Below are 22,251 nucleotides of genomic sequence, written 5' to 3' on the forward strand. Positions count from 1 at the left end.
CCACCTACCCGATGCCACCCTCCCTACCCGAACGGGTGGGTGGGACGCCCCCGTCGAGGGGCTGCTCTCACAGCATCGTCGGACCAGGATCGAAGGCAACGGGATCGACGACGTACCCAGAGGCCCGATCGGGCCCCGTCGCCCCCACGAGGAGCACCACATGAAGCTGCAGTTCGCCATGGACACCCTGACCACCGACGCCGCCCTCGAGCTGGCCGCCGCCGCCGCGCCCAGCGTCGACATCATCGAGCTCGGCACGCCCCTGATCAAGGCCGAGGGCTTCCGCGCCATCACCGCCATCAAAGAGGCGCACCCCGACAAGATCGTCTTCGCCGACCTCAAGACGATGGACGCCGGCGAGCTCGAAGCGGGCGAGGCGTTCAAGGCCGGCGCCGACCTGGTGACCGTGCTCGGCGTCGCCGGTGACAGCACCATCGCGGGTGCCGTCAAGGCCGCCAAGGCCCACGGCAAGGGCATCGTCGTCGACCTGATCGGCGTCGGTGACAAGGCCGCCCGCGCCAAGGAGGTCGTCGCGCTCGGTGCCGAGTTCGTCGAGATGCACGCCGGGCTCGACGAGCAGGCCGAAGAGGGCTTCACGTTCGAGAAGCTGCTCGAGGCCGGCAAGGCGTCGGGCGTGCCGTTCTCGGTCGCTGGCGGCGTCAAGGCCGCCACCGTCGGCTCGGTCCAGGACGCCGGAGCCGACGTCGCCGTCGCCGGTGCCGCGATCTACTCGGCCGACGACGTCGCCGGTGCCGCCGCCGAGATCCGCGCCGCCATCAAGTAGCAGCACACGCACCACCCGCAGCGGCTCACGAGAGAGCGCTGACGCGCAGGAGGCGCGGTGTCGGTCGGACCGGCACCGCGCCTCCTCGTCGTCCCGCGGTCAGCGGGGCGCGTCGACCAGGCGGGCGGAGACCGACACCACGACGCCGTCGCCCGCGAGGCCGGAGGCGGCCAGGCGTCCCCGCAGCGCATCGGCCGCCCGGGCCAGCGTCTCGGGCGTCGGGGAGTCCAGCGCGGTCGCCACGTGGGCGGTGACGGACACCGAGCCGGCCGCCCGCGAGATCTCGACGAGGCCGGTCGAGCCCGCGAGGTCGAGACCGGCCGCCACGGCCCGCACCGCACCCTCGACGACGGGGTGCGCGTCGAACACGTCGACCACGCCCTCGACGCCGCGCAGAACCTCGGTCAGGTCACGGGACAGCAGGTCGTCGCTCATCGGTCGTCCTCCCTCGCCACGAAGACGTCGTCGACGAGCACGTCGACCCGGACGACGGTCAGCCCGGTGTGCCGCGTCAGCGTCTCGGTGATGCGCGTGCGCAGCTCGTCCGCGACGGCGCCGAGGTCGAGTCCGTACCGGGCCGCGGCGGTCACCCGCACGACCACGTCGGCCCCCGCCGTCGTCAGGTCACCCTCGAAGGCCGTCGATCCGAGCACGACGCCGGACTGCTCGTCACCGGCCCGGCGCACCAGCCCTCGTGCCGCGGCCTCCGTCACGCTCAACCGCACCGCGGGGTCGGGGTGGCCCACCGGGATCTCGCGTCCGCCCACGACCTCGCGTCGGATCGAGTCGAGCAGGCCGTCGATCCAGGCGCCGTCGCGGTCGGGCTCGCGGGTGGCCCGGTCCTCGAGGGAGGCGCGGGACAGGTCGTGCACCCGGGCCAGCGACTGCAGGTAGAGACGGCAGGCGGCCGACCCCTCGATGGCCGGGTCGCGGGGGGTGCGCCCCGCGTCGAGGTAGTCGACGAGGCGGTCGACCGGGATGCCGTCGACCGTGTCGTCGGTCTCGGGCACGTCGAGGGGGGAATGGTCGTCGATGTTCATCGCCACGCCTCCATCTCGGTGATCAGGAACGCCCGGGCCCGCGCGATCTTGCCCCGGACCGTCGAGACGGGCAGGTCGAGGGCCTCGGCGATGTCCGCGTACGAGTAGTCGGCGGTCTCTCTCAACAGCCAACACCGTCGCTGGTCGAGGGGGAGCTTGTCGAGGGCCGACCACATGGCGTCGAGCTGCAACCGGGCCTCGACCACGCGCTCGGGCGTCTCGTGTCGCGGAGCCGACACCTCGAGCCGGTCGACGTCGTCGTGGTCGCGCCGGACCCGCAGACGGTCGACCGCCTTGTTGCTGACGATGCGCATCAGCCAGTTGCGCACCCGGGACGGGTCGTCGAGGTCGGCCAGGCGCCGCCAGGCGGTGAGGAACGCGTCCTGCACGACGTCGTCCGACTCGAGGTCGGAGCCCAGCAGGCGCGCGGCGTAGACCCGCATCAACGGTCCGTGTCGGCGCGCGATGACCTCGTAGGCGTGGACGTCGCCGTCGCGGGCCCGCACGGCCAGCGTCGCGTCCGCGGCGTCGAGGAGGGGGTCGTCGGTGGTGATGACGACCTCCTGCGATCGGACGGGGCGGGACGGGACGCGGCGGAACCCAGGAGGCGGGGGCCGGACGGCCCGCGCCATGCCTCTTGACTACCACCCCGTGCCCGGATCGGGGGACGTGATGGCCGAAATGTGAGTGGTGGTGAACCGTTGCCTGAAAGCTGGCTGACCCACCATGACACCCGCCGTGCCCCATGCGTCTGAATGATGTGACCCGCTTCACGGGCACCCCGACACCGACCGGTCCACCGGTCCAGAGCAAGGAGCAACCATGAGCAACGTGACCCCCTCCACCAGCACCGCCGCTGCCAAGACCACGCAGTCCCACGCCGCCGGCAAGAACACCATCGCCGAGGGCGTCGTCTCGAAGGTCGCCGGCATCGCAGCCCGCGAGGTGCGCGGCGTCCACGACCTGGGCAACGGTGCCGCCCGTGCCATCGGCGCGATCCGCAACGTGATCAACCAGCAGGACCGCGGCCAGGGCGTCTCGGTCGAGGTCGGCGAGAAGCAGGTCGCCGCCGACATCGTCATCGTCGCCGAGTACCCCGTCGAGCTCCAGAAGGTCGCCGACGACGTCCGCAAGTCCGTCACCGACGCCATCTCGCAGGTCGTCGGCATGGAGGTCACCGAGGTGAACGTCACCGTCTCCGACGTGTACATCCCCTCCGAGGACAACGACGACGACACCGACGACAGCCGCGTCAAGTGACCGCCACGACCACCGGCATGCTGGTCGGCGCCGTCCTGGCGCTGACCGCTCTGGCCTTCGGCTTCTGGGCCTTCGTGTTCGTCGTGATCGCCATGGCGATCGGGTTCGGCGTCGGCCGTGTCGTCGAGGGCAAGCTCGACGTCCGCGGCCTCGCCGACGCACTCCGCGGGCGGCGGTCGTCGTGACCGCGGCGGTGACGGCCGACCGGGCCCTCCACGGCCGGAACAAGATCACGTCACGTGCCGTGCGTCGGGTCGTCTCGGCCGTCACCGCGGAGGCCCTCGAGGTCTCCGCGTCGAAGGTGTCGGTCGAGCTGGCCGACCACGACGGCGCTCTCAGCGTGATCGCCAAGACCCCCATCCGGGTCTCACCCCTGGGCGTCTCCGAACGCCGTTCGGGCACCCTGCTGGACCGCCTCACGGCGGCCCAGTCCACCATCCGTGACCGCGTGCTGCAGCTGACCGGGTCGAGCATCGACAAGGTCGACCTGCAGATCACCGGTGCCGACATCCGAGAGAGGAAGCGCGTCGCATGAGCACCGCATCGCTCTACAAGCGCATCGTGCGCCGTGAGACGCACTCGTCGCGGGCCGGCATCGCCATCACCCTCGCCGTGTTGCTGATCGTCGCCCTGGCGTGGATCGGCACCGAGGCGGTCCTCGAGGCCATCGGTACGGCTCCGCTGCTCCTGGCGCCGACCGACCTCGTCGGTTCGACCCTCGACGCCGCGAGTGCTCCCGTCGGGGTGCTGACGGCCGTCGCGGTCGTCGTGGCCCTGATCGGGCTCGTCCTGATCATCGTGTCGCTCGCCCCCGGTCGCCGGGGTCGTCGCGGGGCGCGAGCCGAGCGCACCGTGGCCGTGGTCGACGACCGGGTCATCGCCCGCTCGCTGGCCCGCACCGCGAGCTACGCCGGCGACGTCGACCCCTCGCAGGTCAGCGTCAGCGTGGGCAAGCGCAGCGCCCTGATCGAAGTCACCCGCACGTCGGGCCGTCAGACCGACGTCCGCAGCATCGACGAGGCCGTCCGCGACGAACTGGACGCCTACGACTTCAGCCCGGCCCTGCGTCAGAAGGTCAAGTTGTCCGAGAAAGGAACGGTCGGCTCATGAACAGCACCAATCGCGCTCTGAACCGCATCGTGGTCTTCGTCATCGGCCTCGTGCTGCTGCTCGCCGGCGGAGCCGTCGCCGTCGGCGCCCTCCTGCCCGACGTCCAGCAGACCGTCTCGCAGGGTGCCTCCGACGTGAAGGGCCCGACCACCGACGCCCTCACCGACCAGCCGTGGATCCTCTGGGTCGTCGCGGTCGTCAGCCTCGTGCTGATCGTCCTGCTCGCCTGGTTCGCCCTGCGACAGGGGCACGGCCAGACCGGCACGCTGCTCACCGTCGACGAGGGGTCGCGTCGCGACCAGACCACCGGTGGTCGCCTGGTGATCGACGCGAAGGTCGCCGAACAGGTCCTCGAGGAGGCGCTGGCCGACACCCCGGGCATCGTCTCGGTCGACGTGACCGCCTTCCGCGTCAAGCGCGAGTCGGTCCTGCGGGTCACCGCGAACGCCCGTCGGGGCGTGTCGCCGACCGAGATCCGCCGGAGCATCGACCAGGCCGTCGCCCACTGGGACGGCGTCCTCGGCACCGAGACGCCCGTCGTCATCCAGATCAACGGCGGACTGCGCAGCCAGATGTCGTCCGCGACACGGCTCGACTGACGCCCGTCGCCCCACCGCACGGACGGCCCTCGCCCTCGACCGAGGACGGGGGCCGTCCGTCGCACCACCCACGTTCCCCGATGAAAGGCCGGTCTCATGAACGAGTCCACCCACCACGTCACCCCCATCGACATCGACGCCGCGGCGTCCACCGACGCCACCTCGCCCGAAGAGGTCCTCGAGCACACGATCGGCGTCACCGTCCTCGGCGTCTCGGGCGTCCACGCCCTCGGCACCTCGACCCAGCGACTGGCCGGTGCCCTGCGCACGGCGATCGGCACGGGCTCGGTCCCCGGCGTCCGGGCCGGCACCACCGACGAGGGACTCGTGGTCGACATCGCCGTCGTGGCCGAGTACCCCACCAACGTCACCACGCTCGCCGACACCGTCCGCACGCAGGTCCAGCACGCCGTCGGGCAACTCGACGGCGAGGAGGTCACGGTCAACGTGACCGTCACGGACGTGCACGGCCCGTTCGACTCCGACGAGGACGCCGCCGACAAGGTGAACGCCGCGGCGGACAAGGCGAAGCAGGCCGTCTCGGACGCCGGCGACAAGGTCGGCGCCGCCGCCTCCGCCGCGGGTGACCGGGCGAAGGAGGCCGGCGAGAAGACGAAGGCCGCCGCCGGCGAGGCACGGGACCGCGCCGCGGATGCGGCGGGCGACCTGTCCGACAAGGCCGCGGCCGCGGCGGGCGACCTGTCCGACAAGGCCCGCGAGTTGGGTGACAAGGCCGGCGAGGTCGCCGAGCAAGCGAAGGCCACCGCCGCCGAGGTCGGCGAGAAGGCGGCGGACAAGGCCGACGACGTCGCCGACGAGGCACGTAACGTGGCCGACCAGGCGAAGGACGCTGCCGCCGACGCCCGCGACTCCGCGGCGGACCGCGGCGACGGCGCCCCCTCGACGACCGCCGACGCCACCGACGCCGCACTGGACAAGACGTCCGAGGTCGTCGCCGGCGCCCGCGAGAAGGCTGCCGACGCCGTGGACGGCGTCGCCGACGCGGTGGACGAGAACCGGGCCTCGGACGGCGACGCCCCCCGCGCCTCCTCGGGAGACGCAGGCCACACCGACGGCGCCGACGTGACCGTGACGGTCGACGGCGGCACGGTGACCGTCGAGGTCGACTCCGACAGCGACGCGCAGGTCGTCGTCGACGGCGACGACGTCGCGACGACGGAGAAGTGATGTTCGGGCGGCGCACCACGATGACGACCCGACGCCCCCGGCCACGGGCCGTCTGGGCCGCCCTGGTGACCTCGGTCGTGATCTGCGTGCTGATCGTCGTCGGCGTGCTGCTGCCCGTCCTCACCCTGATCGGTGCGGCGGACGGCGGCACGGCCGGCGCCCTCGACGTGCCCGTCGGCTCGATCGCCGCGGCGATCGCCATCGGTTACGTCCTGGCCCTGGTCTTGCTGCTGCTCGTCGTGAAGGTGCGCAACGGTGCCCTGGCCTGGGTGCTCGGGGTGGCGGCCGTGATCTCGACGCTCGTCGTGTCGCTGTGGCCCCTCGTGGCCGTCGCCCTCGCCGGAGTCGACCAGGTGCAGGACCTGATCCCGTTCATCCAGGACCTGATCGCCCGGTTCTGGCCCGGCAACTGACCGGTCCCGAGGTGGACCGACCCGTCTAGGCTGAGGCGGTGTCGGAAGGGGTCCGGCGCGTCACCGGGGGATCATCATGCGCTTCAGCACCACACCAGCACTCGCCACCGTCACCGGGGCCGTCGCTCTCACGCTGCTGCTCGCCGGCTGCACCGGCGGCGGTGACGACTCCGGTGACGCCGGTCGGTCGTCGTCGGGTCAGGCGACGGCCACGGCCGACGCCGCCGAGCAGGCGTCCGGCGAGTTCACCCTGCCCGCCGACTGCGACGCCGCGGGCGTCGTGCTGGGTGATCTCGTCACGGGGCGGACCCTCGTCGCCGAGACGTCGACCATCGGCGACGACGAGGCGAACTGCACGTGGACCAGCGAGGCCGACGGGTCACGCGTCGGGTTCATCGCGACGGTGAAGGAGCTCGACGCGGCCGGGATGGACGCCGAGGTGCCCGAAGAGGGGAACGTCGACGGGCTCTCCCTCGACCAGGTCGACGACGAGCGCGTTGACGCCTTCGACGGTCGGGCCTTCGTCGCCACGGCCGATGCCGACGCACCGGTCGTCGGGGGCGGTTCGGTCGTCCTGACCCCGCACGGTCTGCTGAGCATCTTCGTCGCGGCGCCGGCCGGGTCGCCCGCTCCGATCGAGCCCGCCCGATCGCTCGATCTCGTCTTCGACTTCCTCGACTGACGCGAGGCCTCGAGGAGGCGCGGTGCCGGTCGACCGGCACCGCGCCTCCTCGGTGTCCCCCTAATGGTGGGCATGACGCGGCGAGGGCTCTGTGGCATCGTTGCAGGGTTCGGAGACGGCACGCTCCCACCAGGCGCGCCCAGCGAGAGGGAGTCGTGTGATCAGGGACGAAGTCCGCGAAGAACGTCGGCAGCGAGCGGTCGAGACGCTCGGCATCGTCGAGTCCGGCCGTGAGGCCCGCCTCGACCGCGTGACCCGCGTCGCCCGGGCCGTGTTCGGGGTGCCGCTGTCGTCGGTCACCGTCATGGACCACGAGCGCGCGCTCTTCGTCGGCCGGGCGGGCTTCGACGACCCCGAGTCCGGGCGCACCGACACCCCGTGCAGCCTCGTGACCGACACGGGCGAGATCGTCACCACCGACGACGCCCGCGTCGACCCGCGGTTCGCCCACCTGGGCGCCTTCAACGACAACGGGCTGCGGTTCTACGTCGGTCACCCGCTGCGCGACGGATCGGGCAACGTCGTGGGGTCGTTCTGCCTGATGGACGCCGAGCCCCGGCAGCTCTCGGACGACGAGATGGCCGAGTTCCGCGACCTGGCCGCCTGGGCCCAGGTCGAGCTCCTCGCCGACGCCGACGCCTCGGCCGCCCGCTCCACGCAGCAGGCGCTGTTGCCGGCCGAGCCCCTCGAGGTCGAGGGCGTCCGGGTCGAGGGCATCTGCCTGCCCTCGCTGAGCGTCGGGGGCGACTACTACGACTACGGACTCGTCGGCCGGTTCGTGCACGTGGCCGTCGGCGACGTGATGGGCAAGGGCGTCGGGGCGGCCATCATCGGGTCCTCCGTCCGGGCGGCCTGTCGGGCGGCCTCACCGCAGGTCGCCGCCGGACGCGAACTCGGCCTCGCGGTCGACCGCATCGAACGAGCCGTGCGGACCGACCTCCAGCGCACGGGGACGTTCGTCACGTACTTCCACGCCGTCCTCGACCTCGACACGGACGAACTCTCGTTCGTCGACGCCGGGGCGGGGCTGTCCATCATCGTCCGGGCCGACGGCAGCGTGCAGCACCTCGCGGGCACGGGGCTGCCGCTCGGGCTCGACGAGCAGCAACAGCACGTCACCGAGACGACCCGCCTCGGCGTCGGCGACCAGCTGATCGTCATGAGCGACGGCGTCCTCGACGTCCTCGACGACGAGTTCGACTGGGCCCTCGAGGTCGGGCGGCTCGCGACGCGGCCCGCCACCGGCGGTGCCGACGGCCTCGGCCTGCTCGGCTCGATGGCGGCCCTGACCGAGCGACGCCTCTCGCGCGACGACGTCACCGTCGTCGTCATGGACCGTCGCGCGTGACCGACACCCTGAGTCGCCGCGACCAGCGGCTGCTCGACCGGACCACCCCGGGTCGCCGCATCGTCGCTATCCGGGTGGCGGTCCTGCTGGCGTCGCTCGCCGGTCTGAACTACATCGTCTGGCGCTGGGCCGCGTCGGTGAACTGGTCGTCGTGGTGGATCGCGGTGCCGCTGATCCTCGCCGAGACGTACAGCGTGATCGACTCGCTGCTGTTCGGCCTCGGGGCCTGGCGGCTGCGTGAGCGTGGCGAGCCGCCGACCGCGCCCGACCCGGACGGCCTCGAGACTCGGGTCACGGTCGACGTCTTCGTCACCACCTACAACGAAGAGGTCGACCTCGTCATGCGCACCGCCCTCGCGGCGCAGCGCATCCGATACCCGCACACGACCTGGATACTCGACGACGGCGGTCGCCCCGAGATCCGGGCCGCCGCCGACGCCGCCGGCATCGGCGTCATCACCCGGTCGGACGACTGGGCCGACCGGCCGCGCCACGCGAAGGCCGGCAACCTCAACAACGCCCTCCTGTCGACCGAGGGCGAGTTCCTGCTGATCCTCGACGCCGACCAGGTGCCGAAGCCCGAGATCCTCGACCGCACCCTCGGCTACTTCAAGGACGAGCGCGTCGCTCTCGTGCAGACGCCGCAGTGGTTCGAGAACGTGCCCGAGTCCGACCCCCTGGGCAGCCAGGCGCCGTTGTTCTACGGGCCCATCCAGCAGTCGAAGGACGGCTGGAACAGCGCGTTCTTCTGCGGGTCGAACGCGGTCCTCCGTCGGGAGGCGCTGATGCAGCTGGGCGTCGCGCGGTACGTCACCGAGGTCGAGGCCGCCGTGCGTCGAGCCGTCCGCACCTCGCGCAAGCTGTTGGTGCGGGCCCGCGAGGAGGCCGTCGGCCAGCCCCGCGTGCTCGAGGCGTTGGACGACGCCGAGACCGTCGTCGAGCGCGCCCGGGCCGAGTTCGCCGCAGGAGAGTCCATCGGCGACGTCACCTACCGGTTCCAGCGCAGCATCGACACGATCGCCTTCCGTTTCGCCGACGCCGACCTCGCGGCCATGAAGGGCGACCTCGCCGAGCTCGCGGCCATGTCGCTCGGCCCCGACACGTTCGACGCCCTCGACGAGGCGGCCCTCGACCTGCTCGCGCAGCGGTCGTCCTCGCCGCTCGCCGCCATCGAGTCGATCTCGTTGCTCGTCGGGGCGCTCGACGTCGACCGCGGCTCCGAGGCGCAGGCGATCATGCCCCTGGCCACGATCTCGGTCACCGAGGACATGGCCACGGCCATGCGCCTGCACGGGCTGGGGTGGAGGTCGGTCTACCACGACGAGACCCTCGCGATCGGGCTCGCGCCCGAAGACCTGGCGACCATGATGACGCAGCGTCTGCGCTGGGCCCAGGGCACCATGCAGGTGTTCTTCCGCGAGAACCCCCTGATGCAGAAGGGGCTGTCGTGGGGCCAGCGTCTCATGTACTTCTCCACCATGTGGAGCTACCTCTCGGGCTTCGCGGCCGTGGTCTACATCGCCGCGCCCGTGCTGTGCCTGTCGTTCGGCGTCGTCCCGGTGCAGGCCTACAGCGTCGACTTCTTCGCCCGCCTGATCCCCTTCCTGGTGCTCAACCAGCTGCTCTTCTGGGTGGTCGCGGCGGGCAGGCCGACCTGGCGGGGGCAGCAGTACTCGCTGGCGCTCTTCCCGGTCTGGATCGCCTCGGTCACCACGGCGTTCCAGAACGTCTACCGCGGCCGCGCACTCGGCTTCTCGGTGACGCCCAAGACGAAGCAGGCGGCCACCGGCCCCCGGTGGGACCTCGTCCGACCGCAGATCTGGGCCGTCGCCTGCCTCGTCGCCGCACTCGTGCTGGTCGGCATCCGCTACGCCACCGGGCAGGCCGAGGGCATCGCGCCGCTCGTCAACATCGCCTGGGTGCTCTTCGACCTGGTGATCTTCAGCATCATCGTCCGGGCCGTTCTCTATCCGGGGCCCTCGGCACCCCACGACAAGGAACAATCATGATGACCGTCACCGTCGAGGCCGTCGAAGGCGGCTGCGTGCTCTCCCCACAGGGGCGCCTCACCGTCGTCTCGACACCACAACTCCGCGACGAGGTGGCCGCACGTCTCGCGGCCGGCGACCGCCTCATCATCGTCGACCTCTCGGGCACGACGTTCGTGGACTCGTCGGGCCTCGGGGCCCTCGTGTCGTGCCTCAAGTCGGCACGCCAGGCCGGGGGAGACCTGCGGCTCGTGGCCCCCACCGAGCAGGTCTCGATGGTGCTGCGCCTCACGAACCTCGACCGCATCCTCAAGCCCCGCGCCTCGGTCGCGGCCGCCCTCGATGACTGAGCGTCCCGGCCCCGTCGTCATCGACGTGGCCGTCGAACCCGAGAGCATCGACCTGGTGCAGAACGCCTTCGAGGCGTGGTGGACCTCGCTCGGCGACGACTCGCTCGAGACGCGCTTCTCGTTCGAGACCGCCATCGTCGAGATCGCGGCGAACGTCGTCGAGCACTCGCGCCGGTCCGAGGCCGACCGCGGCCGCCGCTTCACCCTCGAGCTCTCCGCCACCGACGACCGCTTGAGGGCCGTCTTCCACGACAACGGCATGCCCAGCGAGATCGACCTCAGCGCCGTCTCGATGGCCGACCTCGAGGACGAGGACGGTCGCGGCCTGGCCCTGGCGCTCCTCAGCCTCGAGAGCCTCGACTACCGGCACGAGGACGGCCGCAACGTGTGGACGCTCGTGTGCCGACGCTGAGGCACCCGTCGGCGACGGTGCCACGTCGGCGGGCGGCCCGTCGGATCGGCGCGGCCCTGCTCGCCGTCGCGGCGTTCGTGCCGCTGGCGCTGGGGCCGGCGGTGCTCGGGGACGCGACGTCCGCGTCGGCCGCCGCCGCGCCTCCTGAACCCTCGGGCACGTGGTTCGGCCCCGACCTCGACTGGGGCTCGGACGGCCCCGACGGCTACGCCGGTCGACTCGGCGCGACGCCGTCGCTGTACGGCGTCAACATCGACTACCCGCTCGACGGTCGGGCCACCGACGAGTGGCGACGGTCGGCCCGTGCCGCGGCCGCCCAGGGCGCCGTGCTCGTGGTCAGCCTGGAGCCCACCGGGCGGCTCGCCGACCTCGACGCCGCGGACGCGCGTCGGGCCGACGACCTGCTGACCGAGATCGACCAGCAGTACGGCACGCTGCAACTGGTGCGCTTCGCGCCCGAGATGAACGGCAACTGGCAGCGCTGGGGGCAGCAGCCCACGGCGTTCGTCGGGGCGTTCCGCACGCTGGCCGACGTGGTCCACGCCGGGGACTCGCAGGCCCGCATGGTGTGGGCTCCGTCCTACGGTGCGGGCTATCCGTTCTCGGACGCCGTCGGCCGGCTCACCGAGACCCCCTCGGGCGACGTCGACCTGCTCGACACGAACGACGACGGGCGCGTCACCGAGGCCGACGACCCGTACGGGCCGTACTACCCGGGCGACGACGCCGTCGACTGGGTGGGTCAGTCGATGTTCTACTTCGCGAAGGGCAGCGCCTCGACGGCCGCCGGCACGTCGGTGCCGCTGGTCGAGAACCAGGCCCCGGCGGCGGGTGAGGTCGAGGCGCGCTTCGACGAGACCTGGGGCTACACCGAGGCTCAGCCGTCGACGTTCTACGAGCGCTTCGCCGAGGGGCGCGACCGACCCATGCTGCTCGACACGGGCGCCCTCTACGCCGACGAGTTCGACGGTGCCCCCGAGCTCGACGTCAAGCAGGGCTGGTGGCGTCAGGTGTTCGACGCCCTGCCGACCCACGACCGGATCGCCGGCGTCACCTGGCTCGAGGTCGAGCGGGACGAGGCCGAGGCCGGCGACCGACCCGTCGACTGGCGGGCCACCGCCGAGCCGGGCATCGCGGAGGCCCTGCGCACCGACCTCGAGGCGGGCGACCGCATCGACCTCGGGCCGGTCAGCGACCGGGTGACCTCGACCGACGGCGACGCCGCGACCGTACAGGTGCGCGACGGCGGCGGCGACGAGATGGGCTGGATCGTCGCCTGTGCCGTGGCGCTCGCCCTGGCCTTCCTGGTGAGCGGCGTCGTCGGGCGCCTGCTGCCCCGCTGGCGCTACCCGGACGACGGATCCCCCGCCCGCGACCTGCGCATCGACCTCTTCCGCGGGTTCATCATCCTGGCCGTCGTCGTCACGCACATCGAGGTCGCGGGGCCGTTCTCGTTCGTCACGCTGAAGGCCGTCGGGGCGATCACGGGCGCCGAGATGTTCGTGTTCCTCAGCGGCATCGTGCTGGGCATGGTCTACCCGCTCGGCATCAAGAAGTACGGCGAGAAGGCGGCGGCGATCGGTGCGTTCGTCCGGGCGCGCAAGCAGTACGTCGTGACCCTCGCGGTCATCCTGATCGTCTTCGCGCTGAGCTTCGTGCCGTTCCTGAACACCGCCGCGATCACGACCTTCACCGACCGCGGCACGGGCATGACGGGCGCCTCGGCCGAGGGACGCGTCTACGACCTCTACCCGAACGTCGACCGCCTGCTCGACTACCCGCCGCCCTGGTACGCGGTGCGCCAACTGCTGCTGCTCGAGATGGGGCCGTGGCCGTTCAACATCATGGGCCTGTTCGTCGTCCTGAGCCTGACGATCCCGGCGCTGATGTGGGCGATCAAGCGGCGTGCCTGGTGGGCCGTCCTGCTGCTCAGCTGGGCGATCTACGCCGTCGGTGTGGTCTTCCCGGACTTCCACCTCCTGCCGTCGCAGTTCGAGCCGGTGTTCCCGCTCTTCGCCTGGCAGGTGCTCTTCACCCACGGTCTCGTGATCGGCTGGTACCGGCGGCAGATCGTGGCGGCGCTGACCACCCGGCTCGGCAAGGTCCTGGTGGGCGTGGGAGTCGTCGGTTACGCCGGGTTCCTCGCGCTGATCTGGGCCGGTCACGCCTACGGCTTCAGCCCGGGGCCGATCCCGTCGGGTCTGTACGACACGCTGTACGCGACCGGCTACCAGCGGGTCGACATGCAGTGGGGCCGGCTGGTCGACGTGGCGCTCGTGGTCGTCTGCGTCTACGCGATCCTCACCGTGTTCTGGAAGCCGCTCTCGGCGGCACTCGGCTGGTTCTACGTCCCCCTCGGGCAGGCCAGCCTCTACGTGTTCATCTGGCAGGTCTTCTTCGTGCTCGCCGTCGCGTCGATCCCCGGGCTGGACCGCTCGGACGTGATCGTCGGCACGGTCGTCCACGTGGTCTCGGTGCTGTTGCTCTGGGTGATGGTGAAGAAGAAGTTCTTGTTCTCGGTCGTCCCACGCTGATCAGGGGGCGGCGACCACGAGGTCGAGACCGGCGTCGACCAGGGCCGCCGTCGCCTCGTCGCCCAGGCGGTCGTCGGTCACGATCGTGTCGAGCTCGGCGAGGCGGAGGGCCCGGTACTTGCCGAAGCGACCGTACTTCGAGCTGTCCGCGACGAGCACCGAGCGTTCGGCGACCTCGAGCGCGGCTCGCTTGACCTCGACCTTGGCCTCGACGGGCGTCGTGACGCCGTGCGTGAGGTCCCACGAACTCGACGAGATGAAGGCGAGGTCGAGCGACAGCTCGGTGAGCGTCAACCGGGTCAGCCGCCCCAGCGTCGACTGGTTCGCGCTGTCGACCCGGCCCCCGACGACGATGAGGTCGACGTCGGGGTGGTCGAAGAACGACCGGACGGTCGCGAGGTCGTTGGTGACGACCGTCAGGCCGGTGAGGTCGTCGAGGTGCTCGCGCATGGCCTGCACGGTCGTGCCGGCGTCGAGGTAGACGGTCATGTGGTCGCGCACCAGCGCCGCGGCCGCGCGGGCGATGGACCGTTTCTGGGCGACGTCGACGTCCTGCTTGACGTCCCGGCTCGCCTCGACCAGCAGTCGAGGGGTGAGCTTGGCGCCACCGGGGGTGGCCGTGACGCGACCCTCGTCCTCGAGGGTCGCGACATCTCGTCGGACCGTCATCTGGCTGACGCCGAGGAGGTCGGTCAGCTGCCGGTAGCTGAGGACGCGCTCGCGCTGCAGGTGCTCGACGATGCTCTCGCGCCGCTGCTCGGGGATGAGGGGGGCTGTGGGGGACACGTCGGCCTTTCTCGCGTCGGTCAGCCTAGTGCCGTGGGGCCCGTCCACGGCATGCCCGACGCCGCCGTGATGGCGGCCACCTGGTCGGCGGGGATGAGGCGGCGGTCGGCGCCCTGGGTCAGCAGCGCGATCCGGCAGGCCTCCTCGACCTCGACGGCACCGAGGACGGCCCGGTCGAGGTCCTCGCCGCTGACGACGCTGCCGTGGTTCGACAGCAGGGCCGCGCGGAACGGCAGCGGACTGTCGGTGACCAGCGACCCCATGGCCGGGTCGCCGGGGGCGACGAAGGGCAGCAGCGGCACCTGGCCGACCCGCATGAGTGAGTACGGCGTGAGCGGCGGCACGGCGCAGTGCCCGGACCAGGGCTCGAGGCACGACAGGGCGACGGCGGAGGGGGAGTGCACGTGCACGACGGCCCGGTGCTCGGGGTTCTTGAGGTACATCGCGCGGTGCAGCGCGACCTCCTTCGACGGCTTCGGGCCCGCGAGCAGCGTGCCGTCGGGGGCGAGCACCGACAGGTCGTCGACGGTCAGCGACCCCAGCATGGTGCCGGTGCCGGTCATGAGCAGACGGTCGCCGTCGCGGACGCTGACGTTGCCCGAGCTGCCGGGGCTGAGGCCGGCGGCGACGAGGGCGCGGCCGGCGTCGACGAGTCGTTCGGCCGCGGTCGTCGCGGTCTTCGTGGTCGTGGCGGTCACGAGAGGGCCTCCCAGGCGGTCGAGAACAGGTCGGCGGCACCGAAGTTGCCGCTCTTCAGGACGAGGGCGACCGGTCGGCCGTCACTCGTCGTCGCGGCACTCCAGCAGACGCCCGGGCCCAGCGGTGGCCCGACGATCAGGGCGGGTGCCCCGAGTGCCGTCACGACGGCACCGCTGGTCTCGCCACCGGCGACGACGACCAGCCCGACCGTGCCGTCGGCGACGAGGTCGTGCACGAGGGTCGACAGGACGGACTCGACCACGGACGCGGCCGACGGAGTCGAGGTCGGGGTCGAGGTCGACGGGCCGCGGGGGCCCGCCGCCACGACGTCGGACGGATCGCCCACCGAGTAGACGACGGGGACCGAGTCGGCGTCGAGACCGCGCACCCAGTCGGCGAGAGCCGCGATCTCGGCCGCGGGGTCGGTCGTGGCGGCCGCGAGGTCGACCTTGCGCGTGGGGTGGGTGGCCGCCGCGTGGGCGATCTGGCCGCGGGTGGCGGTGGACGCCGACCCGCACACGACCAGGCGCCGCCCGCTCACGTGCGAGAACTCGGCGGGCAGGGCGGGTGGCGGGGCGTCGGCGGCACCGACCCCGAGGGCCAGGCCCGCTCCGCCGCTGAGGAGGCGGTGGTGTGCCGTCGCCCGGCCGATCGTCTCGAGGTCGGAGTCGTCCACGGCGTCGACGACGAGGTAGCCCGACGGCGCGTCGTCGAGCGTCGATCGGAGCGCGTCGACCCCGGCGCGGACGTCGTCCAGGGGAACCTCCGTCACGGGGGTCGGTGTCTGGGGCGCCAGGAGATCGCGCAGCCGCGAGCGCGTCATGGGCGTCAACGGGTGGTGACGCATCGACGAGTCCTCGAGGAGGTCGTCGCCGACGAAGAGGCGACCGTCGCGGACGGTGCGGCCGTTCGCGGGGAACGCGGGGACGACGATCGCCCGGTCGACCCCGAGCCGGTCACGGAAGGCGTCGAGGACGGGCCCGATGTTGCCCTCGTCGGTCGAGTCGAAGGTCGAGCAGTACTTCAGGGCGAATCGTCCGGCGCCGGCCTCGACCAACCAGGACAGGGCGGCGGCCGACTGCTCGACGGCCTCGTCGACCGGGGCCGTGCGGGTCTTCAGGGCCACCACGACCGCGTCGACGCCGGCGTACGTCGTCGGTTCGACGGCGGCGGGGTCGACGACGACCACCGTCTCGAGGCCACGGCGGCGGAAGCCCGAGGCGAGATCGGTGGCTCCGGTGAAGTCGTCGGCGACGGCACCTATCAACATGCAGGACCTCTCGGTGGCGGGCGGGCTCACGGCGCCTCGGTCTCGGCGGGTGGGCGAAGACAGTCTATGTGACTATTTGGTGCGATGTTTGACAATTTGATAAGTCTCGCTACAGTTGCCATGCTCGCCCGGGCCGCTCCTGGCCTCTTGAACGAACGGGAACAACGGTGATCCTCCACTCGACGACGTCTCGCGCGACTCCGGTCCGCGTCCTCCTCACCGGCGCGAACGGTGGCTACGGCCGCACGCTGCTCGACCAGCTGCGCCGCCTGCCCGACCTGACGGCCACGCAGCTCGTCGACCCCGACGTCGACGGGGTGACGGCCATGCTCCACGAGCTCGGGGTGCCCGCCGCGTCCGTCGCGACGCCGTCTACGGCGGCGGCGACCGCCGAGGCGGTCTCGGCCGGCTCGATCGCCGTGATCGCCGACGCCTCGGCCGTCGACTGGGACGGTGTCGACGTCCTCGTCGAGGCCACCGGTCGCATCGAGGCCGGGCACGGCTACGCGGACACCGCGCTCGACCGCGGGGTGCACGTCGTCATGGTCAGCAAGGAGGTCGAGTCCGTCGCCGGCGTGGCGCTGAGCGCCAAGGCCCGTGCGGCCGGTCTGCGGTACCTGCCCGGCGACGGCGACCAGCCCGCGAACCTGTTGCGTCTCGTGGCCTGGGTGCTCGAGTGCGGCTTCGACGTCGTGGCCCTCGGCAAGTCGGGCGAGTACGACCTCGCGTTCGACCCGGCCACGGGCGTCGTCGACCAGGCCGGCACGACCGTCCACGCCCCCTCCCTGGCGTCGCTGCTCGACCTGGGCGACGACCCCCTGGCGACGGTCGAGGCGCGTGCCTCGGCGGTCGCCGGTCTCAAACGGGCAGCGGCCGCCGACTCGTGCGAGATGAACGTCGTCTCGCTCTACACCGGCGCCCGCGCCGACGTCGAGGCCATGCACTACCCCGTCGCCCGGCCGGACGAGCTCGCAGACCTCTACACGGCACGCGAGGACGGCGGTCTGCTCGGCCGCACCGGCGTCGTCGACGTCTTCTCGATGCTCCGCCTGCCGGGCGAGGCCAGCTTCGCCGGCGGCGTCTTCGTGATCGTCCGCACCGGCGACCCCGTCACCTGGGAGACGCTGCGCGGCAAGGGGCACGTCGTCAGCCGCGACGGCCGCCACGCCTGCATCTACTGGCCGTACCACTTCATGGGCGTCGAGACCCCGCTGAGCATCGTCGCCGCGGTCGACGGGACGTCGCGCCTGCCCGAGCCCCGGCAGCACACGATCCTCGCGGCCCGTGCCGACGAGGCGCTGTCGGCCGGCACCGCCTTCCGCGTCGAGGGCCACCACCACGAGATCGCCGGTGTCGCCCCCGTCATCGTCGACCCCGACGACGACGGGATCGCGCCCTACTACCTGCTCGGCGGCGCGCGGCTCGTGGCCGACGTGGCCCCCGGCGACCTCGTGCGACTGGACGACCTCGCCGACGTGCCCGAGGCGGCGCTGGCGGCCTACCGGGCCGGGCTCGCGCTGGGTCGCTGACCCGCGCCTCCTCGGCCTTTCCCCTTCCCCCCTCCCGACCCGTGACACCCCGAACCAGGAGATCGACGACGATGCCCTACACCCCCGAACCGACCGAACCCACCCCGGCGGCGACCTCGTGAGCGTCGAGCTCGTCGCGCTGATCGTCCTCGTCGCCGTCTTCGCCCTCTCGGCGATCCGCAACGTGCACATGGGCGCCCTGGCGTTCGTCGCCGCCCTCCTGGTCGGCGTGCTCGTCGTCGGCGAGAGCCTCGACGACGTCCTCGGCGGCTTCCCGGTCGACGCCCTGCTGATCCTGCTCGGCATCACCTACCTGTTCGGCATCGCCCGCGAGACCGGCGTCGTCGACTGGCTGGTCGACCGCTCGGTCGGTCTGATCGGCGACCGCGTCGCACTCATCCCCTGGGCGATGTTCGTCATCGGCACGCTCGTCGCGTGCCTCGGCACGTCGCACGCCGCCTTCACGATCGTGCCGATCGCGATGAGCCTGGCGCACAAGCACAAGATCCACTCGACGATGATGGGCATCGTCATGAGCTCGGCCATCGTGGGCGGTGCCCTCGCCCCGACGAGCATCAACGGCATCACGGTCATGACCGTGGCGCGGGCCTCGGGCATCCCGTACAACCCGGGTCTGATGTTCGGCCTCTCGGTCGGCGTCAACACGCTCGTCGTGCTGGTCGCGTTCTTCCTGTTCGGCGGTCGAGAGCTGATCGCCCGAACCCGGGCGGCGGGCGTGGCCCGGGCCGCGGTGGCAGCCGGCGGGACCGGCGGCACCGGCGGCACCTCCGTCACCGGTGCCGGGCACGGTCAGGGCGGCACCGCCGTCCTCACCGAGCCGGCCACCGCCACCCGACTCGGCGCGTACCAGCTCGTCGTGCTCGTGAGCATCCCGGTGCTGATCGTCGGCTTCTTCACGATCACGTTGCTCGACGTCGACCTCAACCTCGGTGCGGTCGCGCTGACGCTCGCCGTCTTCCTCGCCTTCCTCAAGCCCGACGTCGGCCGTGCGTCGCTGGCGCGCATCGACTGGAACACCATCCTGCTGCTCGGGGGGATCATCACCTACGTCGGCGTCCTGACGCGGCTCGGCGCCATCGACCAGCTCGGCGAGGTCGCCCGCTCGGTCTCGTCGCCGCTGCTCGCCGCGTTCGTCATCTGCGTGATCGCCGGTCTCGTGTCGGCCTTCGCCTCGACCATCGGCATCCTGGGTGCGCTCATCCCGCTCGCCGTCCCCCTGCTCGTCCCGGGCGGCGGACTCGAGATGACCGGCTTCATCTACGCCCTGGCGATCTCCGCCTCGCTCGTCGACTGCGCTCCGTTCGGCACGACCGGTGCGACCATCGTCGCCTCGGGCGTCGAGGAGGACCGACCGCGCCTCTACCGCCACCTGACCCGATGGGGCCTCTCGATGGTGGTCATCGGACCGGTCGTCACGCTGCTGGCGTTCGTGGTGCCGTTCCTCTGGGCCTGATCGGTCGGGCCTGACGGCCTCGAGGACGCAGGAGGCGCGGGTCGCGTGACCCGCGCCTCCTGCGTTTCCGCATTTCTCGCGATGTCACCCAAACGGGGGAGGCGTGCCGCTCCGAAGACATGCCCGGGTGCCCCTGGGCACCCCGTGCCCGACCGACCCCGTCGCGGCACGCCGTCGGCGGCCCGAACCGCTGGCATCGTCGGGAGCCCGAACTCCCGGCACGGACTCTGGTGTCAAGGGCGACACCGGGGTCTGCGGGGGTCGAGATCAGGTCCGGTCGAGAGCGAGCCGGACTCGACGAGTCACGCCCGGGCCGCGCTCGAGTCCGGCCGTCAGGGCCGGGCGGCGATCGAGCCGTGCCAACGCGGAGAGCAGGCGACGCCTCTCGACGGCCGTCGCGCCCTTGCCTAGGCGGACGGTCCTGCCCACGGCCGTGCCGAGCAAGGCGATGTCGAGGAGATGGCGGTCGGGGTTCGGGTCATCGTTGACGAGAGCTGCCGCCTTCGCGAACAGGGCGCCTTGCAACGTCGGTCTGAGAACCGTTCCGACGACACCGGCGACCTCGACCTGGATGGGCTCTGCCCGATTCAAGGCCCCTTGTGCGCCCGCGGAAGCGATCGTCGTTCCGCCCGAGGCACCTCGTCGGGAATCCGCTCGTACGCCGAGGAAGCGCGGGATCAGGACGTCGATCTGCGCTCGGCCGTTCACCCATCGATGGTGGTGGCCGGTCCACGACTCACCGTCCGGCCCGTAGCCGAGGTCCGCGAGGCTGCTGGTGAAGTCGTAGAGCATCCGGGGATGTGCCCGGACGTCCAACGCCGCGTCTGCGTCCTCGGTGGGGCGAGACGAGGTGATCCCGTGCTCCCAGCACAACGAATGGACCATCTGACCACCCACGAGGCACCAACCGGTCGGCAGCCGCTGGTGGACGGCGAAGAGGGCATGCCACGCGGCTGCCTGGGTCGGTGTCATGACGGGGGCGACGATCGTCATGCCAGGTGCTCGGCGACGAGACGGCCGACCTGGGCCCGCTCGCGTGGCCCGGGGCTCTGTGCGAGGTCCACGAGCAGGACCGCCAACGGCACCGGATCACTCGGGCGGACGTCGTCGACGTGCAACAGGACGGTTGGCCGGTCGGAGGGTTCGAGGATGAAGTCGTCGAGCACGGCATCGAGGTCATGGGCGCCGACGTGGGCCTCGAGCATCCCGGCGGCTGCGATCCCGGCACGGGGGTCGCTGAACCCGGAGGGGACGACGCGGCCGTCCGCGGGGAGGTCGGCGACATCGCTCGGCAGTCCGTCGAGTCTGAGGGGCCGCCGGGGTCGGAACCATGCCCAGATGAGATCGGCGGGGTCCGCGTCAGACCTCAATTCGTCGAGATGCCTCGCGAGGCGCAGCCTCTCGGTGGGCGTCAATCCGTCGTCGAGACCGTCCAGTCGTGCGGACAGGGCCTTCTGCATGCGGACGCCGAGAGGGCGCCGGGCGACGGCCCTGTGTTCGAGTGACTCGTCGATCAACCAACGCCCCGCGACCCGCCGTGCGGGTAGGGCGCCGCATGCCGCCTGCGCTTGGACGCGGCGGACCGACAGACCGTTCTTGGCGGCGTAGTCGGCGACACTTTGCTCTGGCATGCACACAAGGGTACGCCTCGACGTACGGAAGTGTGAACAGGAGATCGCAGTCGCAGGCGGTCACCCGCGCGGCGGCCCCGTCGTGCCGCGCACCACGAGCCGCGTCGGCAGCTGCACCTCGGGGGCGGCCGGCTCGCCGCCCTCGAGCATCGTGAAGAGCATGCCTGCGGCCGCGCTGCCGAGCCGCTGCATGGGCTGCTGCACGGTGGTCAACGGAGGCGACTCCCGCGAGGCCTCGGGGATGTCGTCGAACCCGACGATGCTGAGGTCGTCGGGCACCCGCAGGCCGAGGTCGAGCGCGGTGCGCAGCAGGGCGATGGCCGAGAGGTCGTTGGCGGCGAAGACGGCCGTCGGCCGGTCGGGGCTGGTCAGCAGCGAGCGGGCCGCCTGGCGAGAGGCCGTCAACTCGAAGTCGCCGTTGCGGGTCAGTGCCGGGTCGCGGGTGACGCCGGCCGCCCGCAGCGCCTGCACGTAGCCCGCCTCGCGCAACGACGCCGAGCGCAGGTCGGGGCGCCCGGCCAGGAATCCGATCCGCCGGTGGCCCAGGCCGAGCAGGTGCTCGACGGCGAGCAACGCCCCGCCGCGGCTGTCGGCCTCGACCGACGGCAGGTCGGTGCGCCCGGTGTGCGGGTCGACGGCCACCACGGGGATGCTCGCGGCCGTCGTCAGCACGGACGGCGTGACGAGGATCGCCCCGTCGATCAGCGTGCCGCTCAGCCGGCTGAGCGAGCGACGCTCCCAGCCGGTGTTCTCGCCGCGGTGCGCTCCGCTGTAGGCCAGCAGGTCGTACTCGGCGCCCCGCGACCGGACGGCCGCCCCGACGCCCTTGAGGACCTCCGAGCTGAACGGCTCGAAGTCGGCCACGAGCACGCCGATCACCCCGGTGCGGCGGGCCCGCATGCTGCTGGCCACGAGGCTCGACTCGTAGCCGAGCTCGTCCACCGCCGCCATGACGCGCTCGATCGCCTGGGCCGAGACGCCGTAGCGGCCGTTGACCGCCTTCGACACCGTCGCGACCGACACCCCGGCCGCCCGTGCCACGTCGTGGATCGTCACCCGTGCCGTCATCACGTCGGCAGCCTAGCCCGACGGAAATGGTTTTCGAAAACGTTTGACACCCGTCCGGACGTTTTCGACACTGAGGCCATGCCGCG

The 22,251-nt window shown here is 71.9% G+C and carries 25 protein-coding genes; 16 read left to right on the forward strand and 9 right to left on the reverse strand.

Annotated elements, in window-relative coordinates; translation table 11 throughout:
* Window positions 1–160: 160 nt before the first annotated feature.
* Window positions 161–784, forward strand: a complete 624-nt coding sequence (gene hxlA, locus ASE87_RS08170) for a 3-hexulose-6-phosphate synthase (protein WP_043597635.1) — start codon at window positions 161–163, stop codon at window positions 782–784.
* Between the two features lie 99 nt (window positions 785–883).
* On the opposite strand, the gene ASE87_RS08175 is transcribed toward hxlA, so the two are convergent.
* The 3 genes from ASE87_RS08175 to ASE87_RS08185 are packed head-to-tail and all read right to left on the reverse strand — an operon-like array spanning window position 884 to window position 2,456.
* Window positions 884–1,219, reverse strand: a complete 336-nt coding sequence (locus ASE87_RS08175; protein WP_056227508.1) for a hypothetical protein — start codon at window positions 1,217–1,219, stop codon at window positions 884–886.
* Window positions 1,216–1,824 carry an Asp23/Gls24 family envelope stress response protein gene (locus tag ASE87_RS08180; protein WP_157489754.1) on the reverse strand — a complete coding sequence of 203 codons (609 nt, stop codon included), beginning with the start codon at window positions 1,822–1,824 and terminating at the stop codon, window positions 1,216–1,218. Before ASE87_RS08180 ends, ASE87_RS08175 begins: the two co-directional genes overlap by 4 nt.
* Window positions 1,821–2,456, reverse strand: a complete 636-nt coding sequence (locus ASE87_RS08185) for an RNA polymerase sigma factor (RefSeq protein WP_082060218.1) — start codon at window positions 2,454–2,456, stop codon at window positions 1,821–1,823. Before ASE87_RS08185 ends, ASE87_RS08180 begins: the two co-directional genes overlap by 4 nt.
* Window positions 2,457–2,646: 190 nt before the next feature.
* Between ASE87_RS08185 and ASE87_RS08190 the strand changes: the two genes are divergently transcribed.
* From ASE87_RS08190 to opgC, 13 genes are all read left to right on the forward strand, one after another.
* Window positions 2,647–3,084 carry an Asp23/Gls24 family envelope stress response protein gene (locus ASE87_RS08190; RefSeq protein WP_043597631.1) on the forward strand — a complete coding sequence of 146 codons (438 nt, stop codon included), beginning with the start codon at window positions 2,647–2,649 and terminating at the stop codon, window positions 3,082–3,084.
* A complete protein-coding gene (locus tag ASE87_RS08195; RefSeq protein ID WP_056227514.1) occupies window positions 3,081–3,269 on the forward strand; it encodes a DUF2273 domain-containing protein in 189 nt (62 codons plus the stop codon). Before ASE87_RS08190 ends, ASE87_RS08195 begins: the two co-directional genes overlap by 4 nt.
* On the forward strand, window positions 3,266–3,619 hold the full coding sequence (locus ASE87_RS08200; protein WP_043597627.1) for a hypothetical protein: 354 nt from the start codon (window positions 3,266–3,268) through the stop codon (window positions 3,617–3,619). The genes ASE87_RS08195 and ASE87_RS08200 overlap by 4 nt, the downstream gene beginning before the upstream one ends.
* The gene (locus ASE87_RS08205) at window positions 3,616–4,194 is read left to right on the forward strand and encodes a DUF6286 domain-containing protein (protein ID WP_056227517.1); all 579 of its coding nucleotides are present in this window, start codon (window positions 3,616–3,618) and stop codon (window positions 4,192–4,194) included. Before ASE87_RS08200 ends, ASE87_RS08205 begins: the two co-directional genes overlap by 4 nt.
* Window positions 4,191–4,793, forward strand: a complete 603-nt coding sequence (locus ASE87_RS08210) for a hypothetical protein (RefSeq protein ID WP_056227520.1) — start codon at window positions 4,191–4,193, stop codon at window positions 4,791–4,793. The genes ASE87_RS08205 and ASE87_RS08210 overlap by 4 nt, the downstream gene beginning before the upstream one ends.
* 96 nt (window positions 4,794–4,889) lie before the next feature.
* Entirely contained in the window at window positions 4,890–5,981 is a 1,092-nt protein-coding gene (locus ASE87_RS08215; RefSeq protein WP_056227523.1) for an Asp23/Gls24 family envelope stress response protein, read from the forward strand.
* A gap of 20 nt (window positions 5,982–6,001) precedes the next feature.
* Window positions 6,002–6,394 carry a hypothetical protein gene (locus tag ASE87_RS08220; RefSeq protein WP_082452500.1) on the forward strand — a complete coding sequence of 131 codons (393 nt, stop codon included), beginning with the start codon at window positions 6,002–6,004 and terminating at the stop codon, window positions 6,392–6,394.
* Between the two features lie 76 nt (window positions 6,395–6,470).
* Window positions 6,471–7,076, forward strand: coding sequence for a hypothetical protein (locus tag ASE87_RS08225; protein WP_056227528.1), 606 nt, complete (start codon window positions 6,471–6,473; stop codon window positions 7,074–7,076).
* Window positions 7,077–7,233: 157 nt separating this feature from the next.
* Entirely contained in the window at window positions 7,234–8,424 is a 1,191-nt protein-coding gene (locus ASE87_RS08230; RefSeq protein WP_056227531.1) for a GAF domain-containing SpoIIE family protein phosphatase, read from the forward strand.
* A 59-nt stretch (window positions 8,425–8,483) separates the two neighbouring features.
* The gene (locus ASE87_RS08235; protein WP_235472254.1) at window positions 8,484–10,433 is read left to right on the forward strand and encodes a glycosyltransferase; all 1,950 of its coding nucleotides are present in this window, start codon (window positions 8,484–8,486) and stop codon (window positions 10,431–10,433) included.
* Window positions 10,430–10,762 (forward strand): STAS domain-containing protein, encoded by a 333-nt coding sequence (locus ASE87_RS08240; RefSeq protein ID WP_043597617.1) that lies wholly within the window; start codon window positions 10,430–10,432, stop codon window positions 10,760–10,762. The genes ASE87_RS08235 and ASE87_RS08240 overlap by 4 nt, the downstream gene beginning before the upstream one ends.
* On the forward strand, window positions 10,755–11,174 hold the full coding sequence (locus tag ASE87_RS08245) for an ATP-binding protein (protein ID WP_052505463.1): 420 nt from the start codon (window positions 10,755–10,757) through the stop codon (window positions 11,172–11,174). Before ASE87_RS08240 ends, ASE87_RS08245 begins: the two co-directional genes overlap by 8 nt.
* Window positions 11,162–13,708: an OpgC domain-containing protein gene (opgC, locus tag ASE87_RS08250; protein ID WP_157489758.1), complete on the forward strand. Its 2,547-nt coding sequence runs from the start codon at window positions 11,162–11,164 to the stop codon at window positions 13,706–13,708. The genes ASE87_RS08245 and opgC overlap by 13 nt, the downstream gene beginning before the upstream one ends.
* Here the strand turns inward: opgC and ASE87_RS08255 are convergent, their stop codons facing one another.
* The 3 genes from ASE87_RS08255 to otnK are packed head-to-tail and all read right to left on the reverse strand — an operon-like array spanning window position 13,709 to window position 16,463.
* On the reverse strand, window positions 13,709–14,494 hold the full coding sequence (locus ASE87_RS08255) for a DeoR/GlpR family DNA-binding transcription regulator (RefSeq protein ID WP_056227536.1): 786 nt from the start codon (window positions 14,492–14,494) through the stop codon (window positions 13,709–13,711).
* A 20-nt stretch (window positions 14,495–14,514) separates the two neighbouring features.
* Window positions 14,515–15,192: a class II aldolase/adducin family protein gene (locus ASE87_RS08260; protein WP_043597614.1), complete on the reverse strand. Its 678-nt coding sequence runs from the start codon at window positions 15,190–15,192 to the stop codon at window positions 14,515–14,517.
* Window positions 15,189–16,463 (reverse strand): 3-oxo-tetronate kinase, encoded by a 1,275-nt coding sequence (gene otnK / locus ASE87_RS08265; protein WP_056227539.1) that lies wholly within the window; start codon window positions 16,461–16,463, stop codon window positions 15,189–15,191. The genes ASE87_RS08260 and otnK overlap by 4 nt, the downstream gene beginning before the upstream one ends.
* Before the next feature lie 167 nt (window positions 16,464–16,630).
* Between otnK and ASE87_RS08270 the strand changes: the two genes are divergently transcribed.
* Window positions 16,631–17,992: a homoserine dehydrogenase gene (locus ASE87_RS08270; protein ID WP_043597612.1), complete on the forward strand. Its 1,362-nt coding sequence runs from the start codon at window positions 16,631–16,633 to the stop codon at window positions 17,990–17,992.
* Window positions 17,993–18,110: 118 nt separating this feature from the next.
* On the forward strand, window positions 18,111–19,466 hold the full coding sequence (locus tag ASE87_RS08275) for an SLC13 family permease (protein ID WP_056227542.1): 1,356 nt from the start codon (window positions 18,111–18,113) through the stop codon (window positions 19,464–19,466).
* Window positions 19,467–19,733: 267 nt separating this feature from the next.
* Here the strand turns inward: ASE87_RS08275 and ASE87_RS08280 are convergent, their stop codons facing one another.
* The 3 genes from ASE87_RS08280 to ASE87_RS08290 are packed head-to-tail and all read right to left on the reverse strand — an operon-like array spanning window position 19,734 to window position 22,165.
* A complete protein-coding gene (locus tag ASE87_RS08280; protein WP_056227545.1) occupies window positions 19,734–20,459 on the reverse strand; it encodes a hypothetical protein in 726 nt (241 codons plus the stop codon).
* Window positions 20,456–21,097, reverse strand: coding sequence for a hypothetical protein (locus tag ASE87_RS08285; RefSeq protein ID WP_056227548.1), 642 nt, complete (start codon window positions 21,095–21,097; stop codon window positions 20,456–20,458). The genes ASE87_RS08280 and ASE87_RS08285 overlap by 4 nt, the downstream gene beginning before the upstream one ends.
* Window positions 21,098–21,157: 60 nt before the next feature.
* Window positions 21,158–22,165 carry a LacI family DNA-binding transcriptional regulator gene (locus tag ASE87_RS08290; protein ID WP_043597608.1) on the reverse strand — a complete coding sequence of 336 codons (1,008 nt, stop codon included), beginning with the start codon at window positions 22,163–22,165 and terminating at the stop codon, window positions 21,158–21,160.
* Window positions 22,166–22,251 lie beyond the last annotated feature (86 nt).

It is taken from the genome of Frigoribacterium sp. Leaf44 (genome assembly GCF_001421865.1).
Taxonomy (GTDB): Bacteria; Actinomycetota; Actinomycetes; order Actinomycetales; family Microbacteriaceae; genus Frigoribacterium.

Bases quoted from the DNA above. Each gene is read 5' to 3' on its own strand.
- ASE87_RS08180 (WP_157489754.1), bottom strand. From the start codon at position 1,824: ATGAACATCGACGACCATTCCCCCCTCGACGTGCCCGAGACCGACGAC.
- ASE87_RS08185 (WP_082060218.1), bottom strand. From the start codon at position 2,456: ATGGCGCGGGCCGTCCGGCCCCCGCCTCCTGGGTTCCGCCGCGTCCCG.
- otnK (WP_056227539.1), bottom strand. From the start codon at position 16,463: ATGTTGATAGGTGCCGTCGCCGACGACTTCACCGGAGCCACCGATCTC.
- ASE87_RS08280 (WP_056227545.1), bottom strand. From the start codon at position 20,459: ATGACGATCGTCGCCCCCGTCATGACACCGACCCAGGCAGCCGCGTGG.
- ASE87_RS08205 (WP_056227517.1), top strand. From the start codon at position 3,616: ATGAGCACCGCATCGCTCTACAAGCGCATCGTGCGCCGTGAGACGCAC.
- ASE87_RS08245 (WP_052505463.1), top strand. From the start codon at position 10,755: ATGACTGAGCGTCCCGGCCCCGTCGTCATCGACGTGGCCGTCGAACCC.
- ASE87_RS08225 (WP_056227528.1), top strand. From the start codon at position 6,471: ATGCGCTTCAGCACCACACCAGCACTCGCCACCGTCACCGGGGCCGTC.
- ASE87_RS08220 (WP_082452500.1), top strand. From the start codon at position 6,002: ATGACGACCCGACGCCCCCGGCCACGGGCCGTCTGGGCCGCCCTGGTG.
- ASE87_RS08190 (WP_043597631.1), top strand. From the start codon at position 2,647: ATGAGCAACGTGACCCCCTCCACCAGCACCGCCGCTGCCAAGACCACG.
- ASE87_RS08175 (WP_056227508.1), bottom strand. From the start codon at position 1,219: ATGAGCGACGACCTGCTGTCCCGTGACCTGACCGAGGTTCTGCGCGGC.
- hxlA (WP_043597635.1), top strand. From the start codon at position 161: ATGAAGCTGCAGTTCGCCATGGACACCCTGACCACCGACGCCGCCCTC.
- ASE87_RS08215 (WP_056227523.1), top strand. From the start codon at position 4,890: ATGAACGAGTCCACCCACCACGTCACCCCCATCGACATCGACGCCGCG.
- ASE87_RS08240 (WP_043597617.1), top strand. From the start codon at position 10,430: ATGATGACCGTCACCGTCGAGGCCGTCGAAGGCGGCTGCGTGCTCTCC.
- ASE87_RS08285 (WP_056227548.1), bottom strand. From the start codon at position 21,097: ATGCCAGAGCAAAGTGTCGCCGACTACGCCGCCAAGAACGGTCTGTCG.
- ASE87_RS08210 (WP_056227520.1), top strand. From the start codon at position 4,191: ATGAACAGCACCAATCGCGCTCTGAACCGCATCGTGGTCTTCGTCATC.
- ASE87_RS08290 (WP_043597608.1), bottom strand. From the start codon at position 22,165: ATGACGGCACGGGTGACGATCCACGACGTGGCACGGGCGGCCGGGGTG.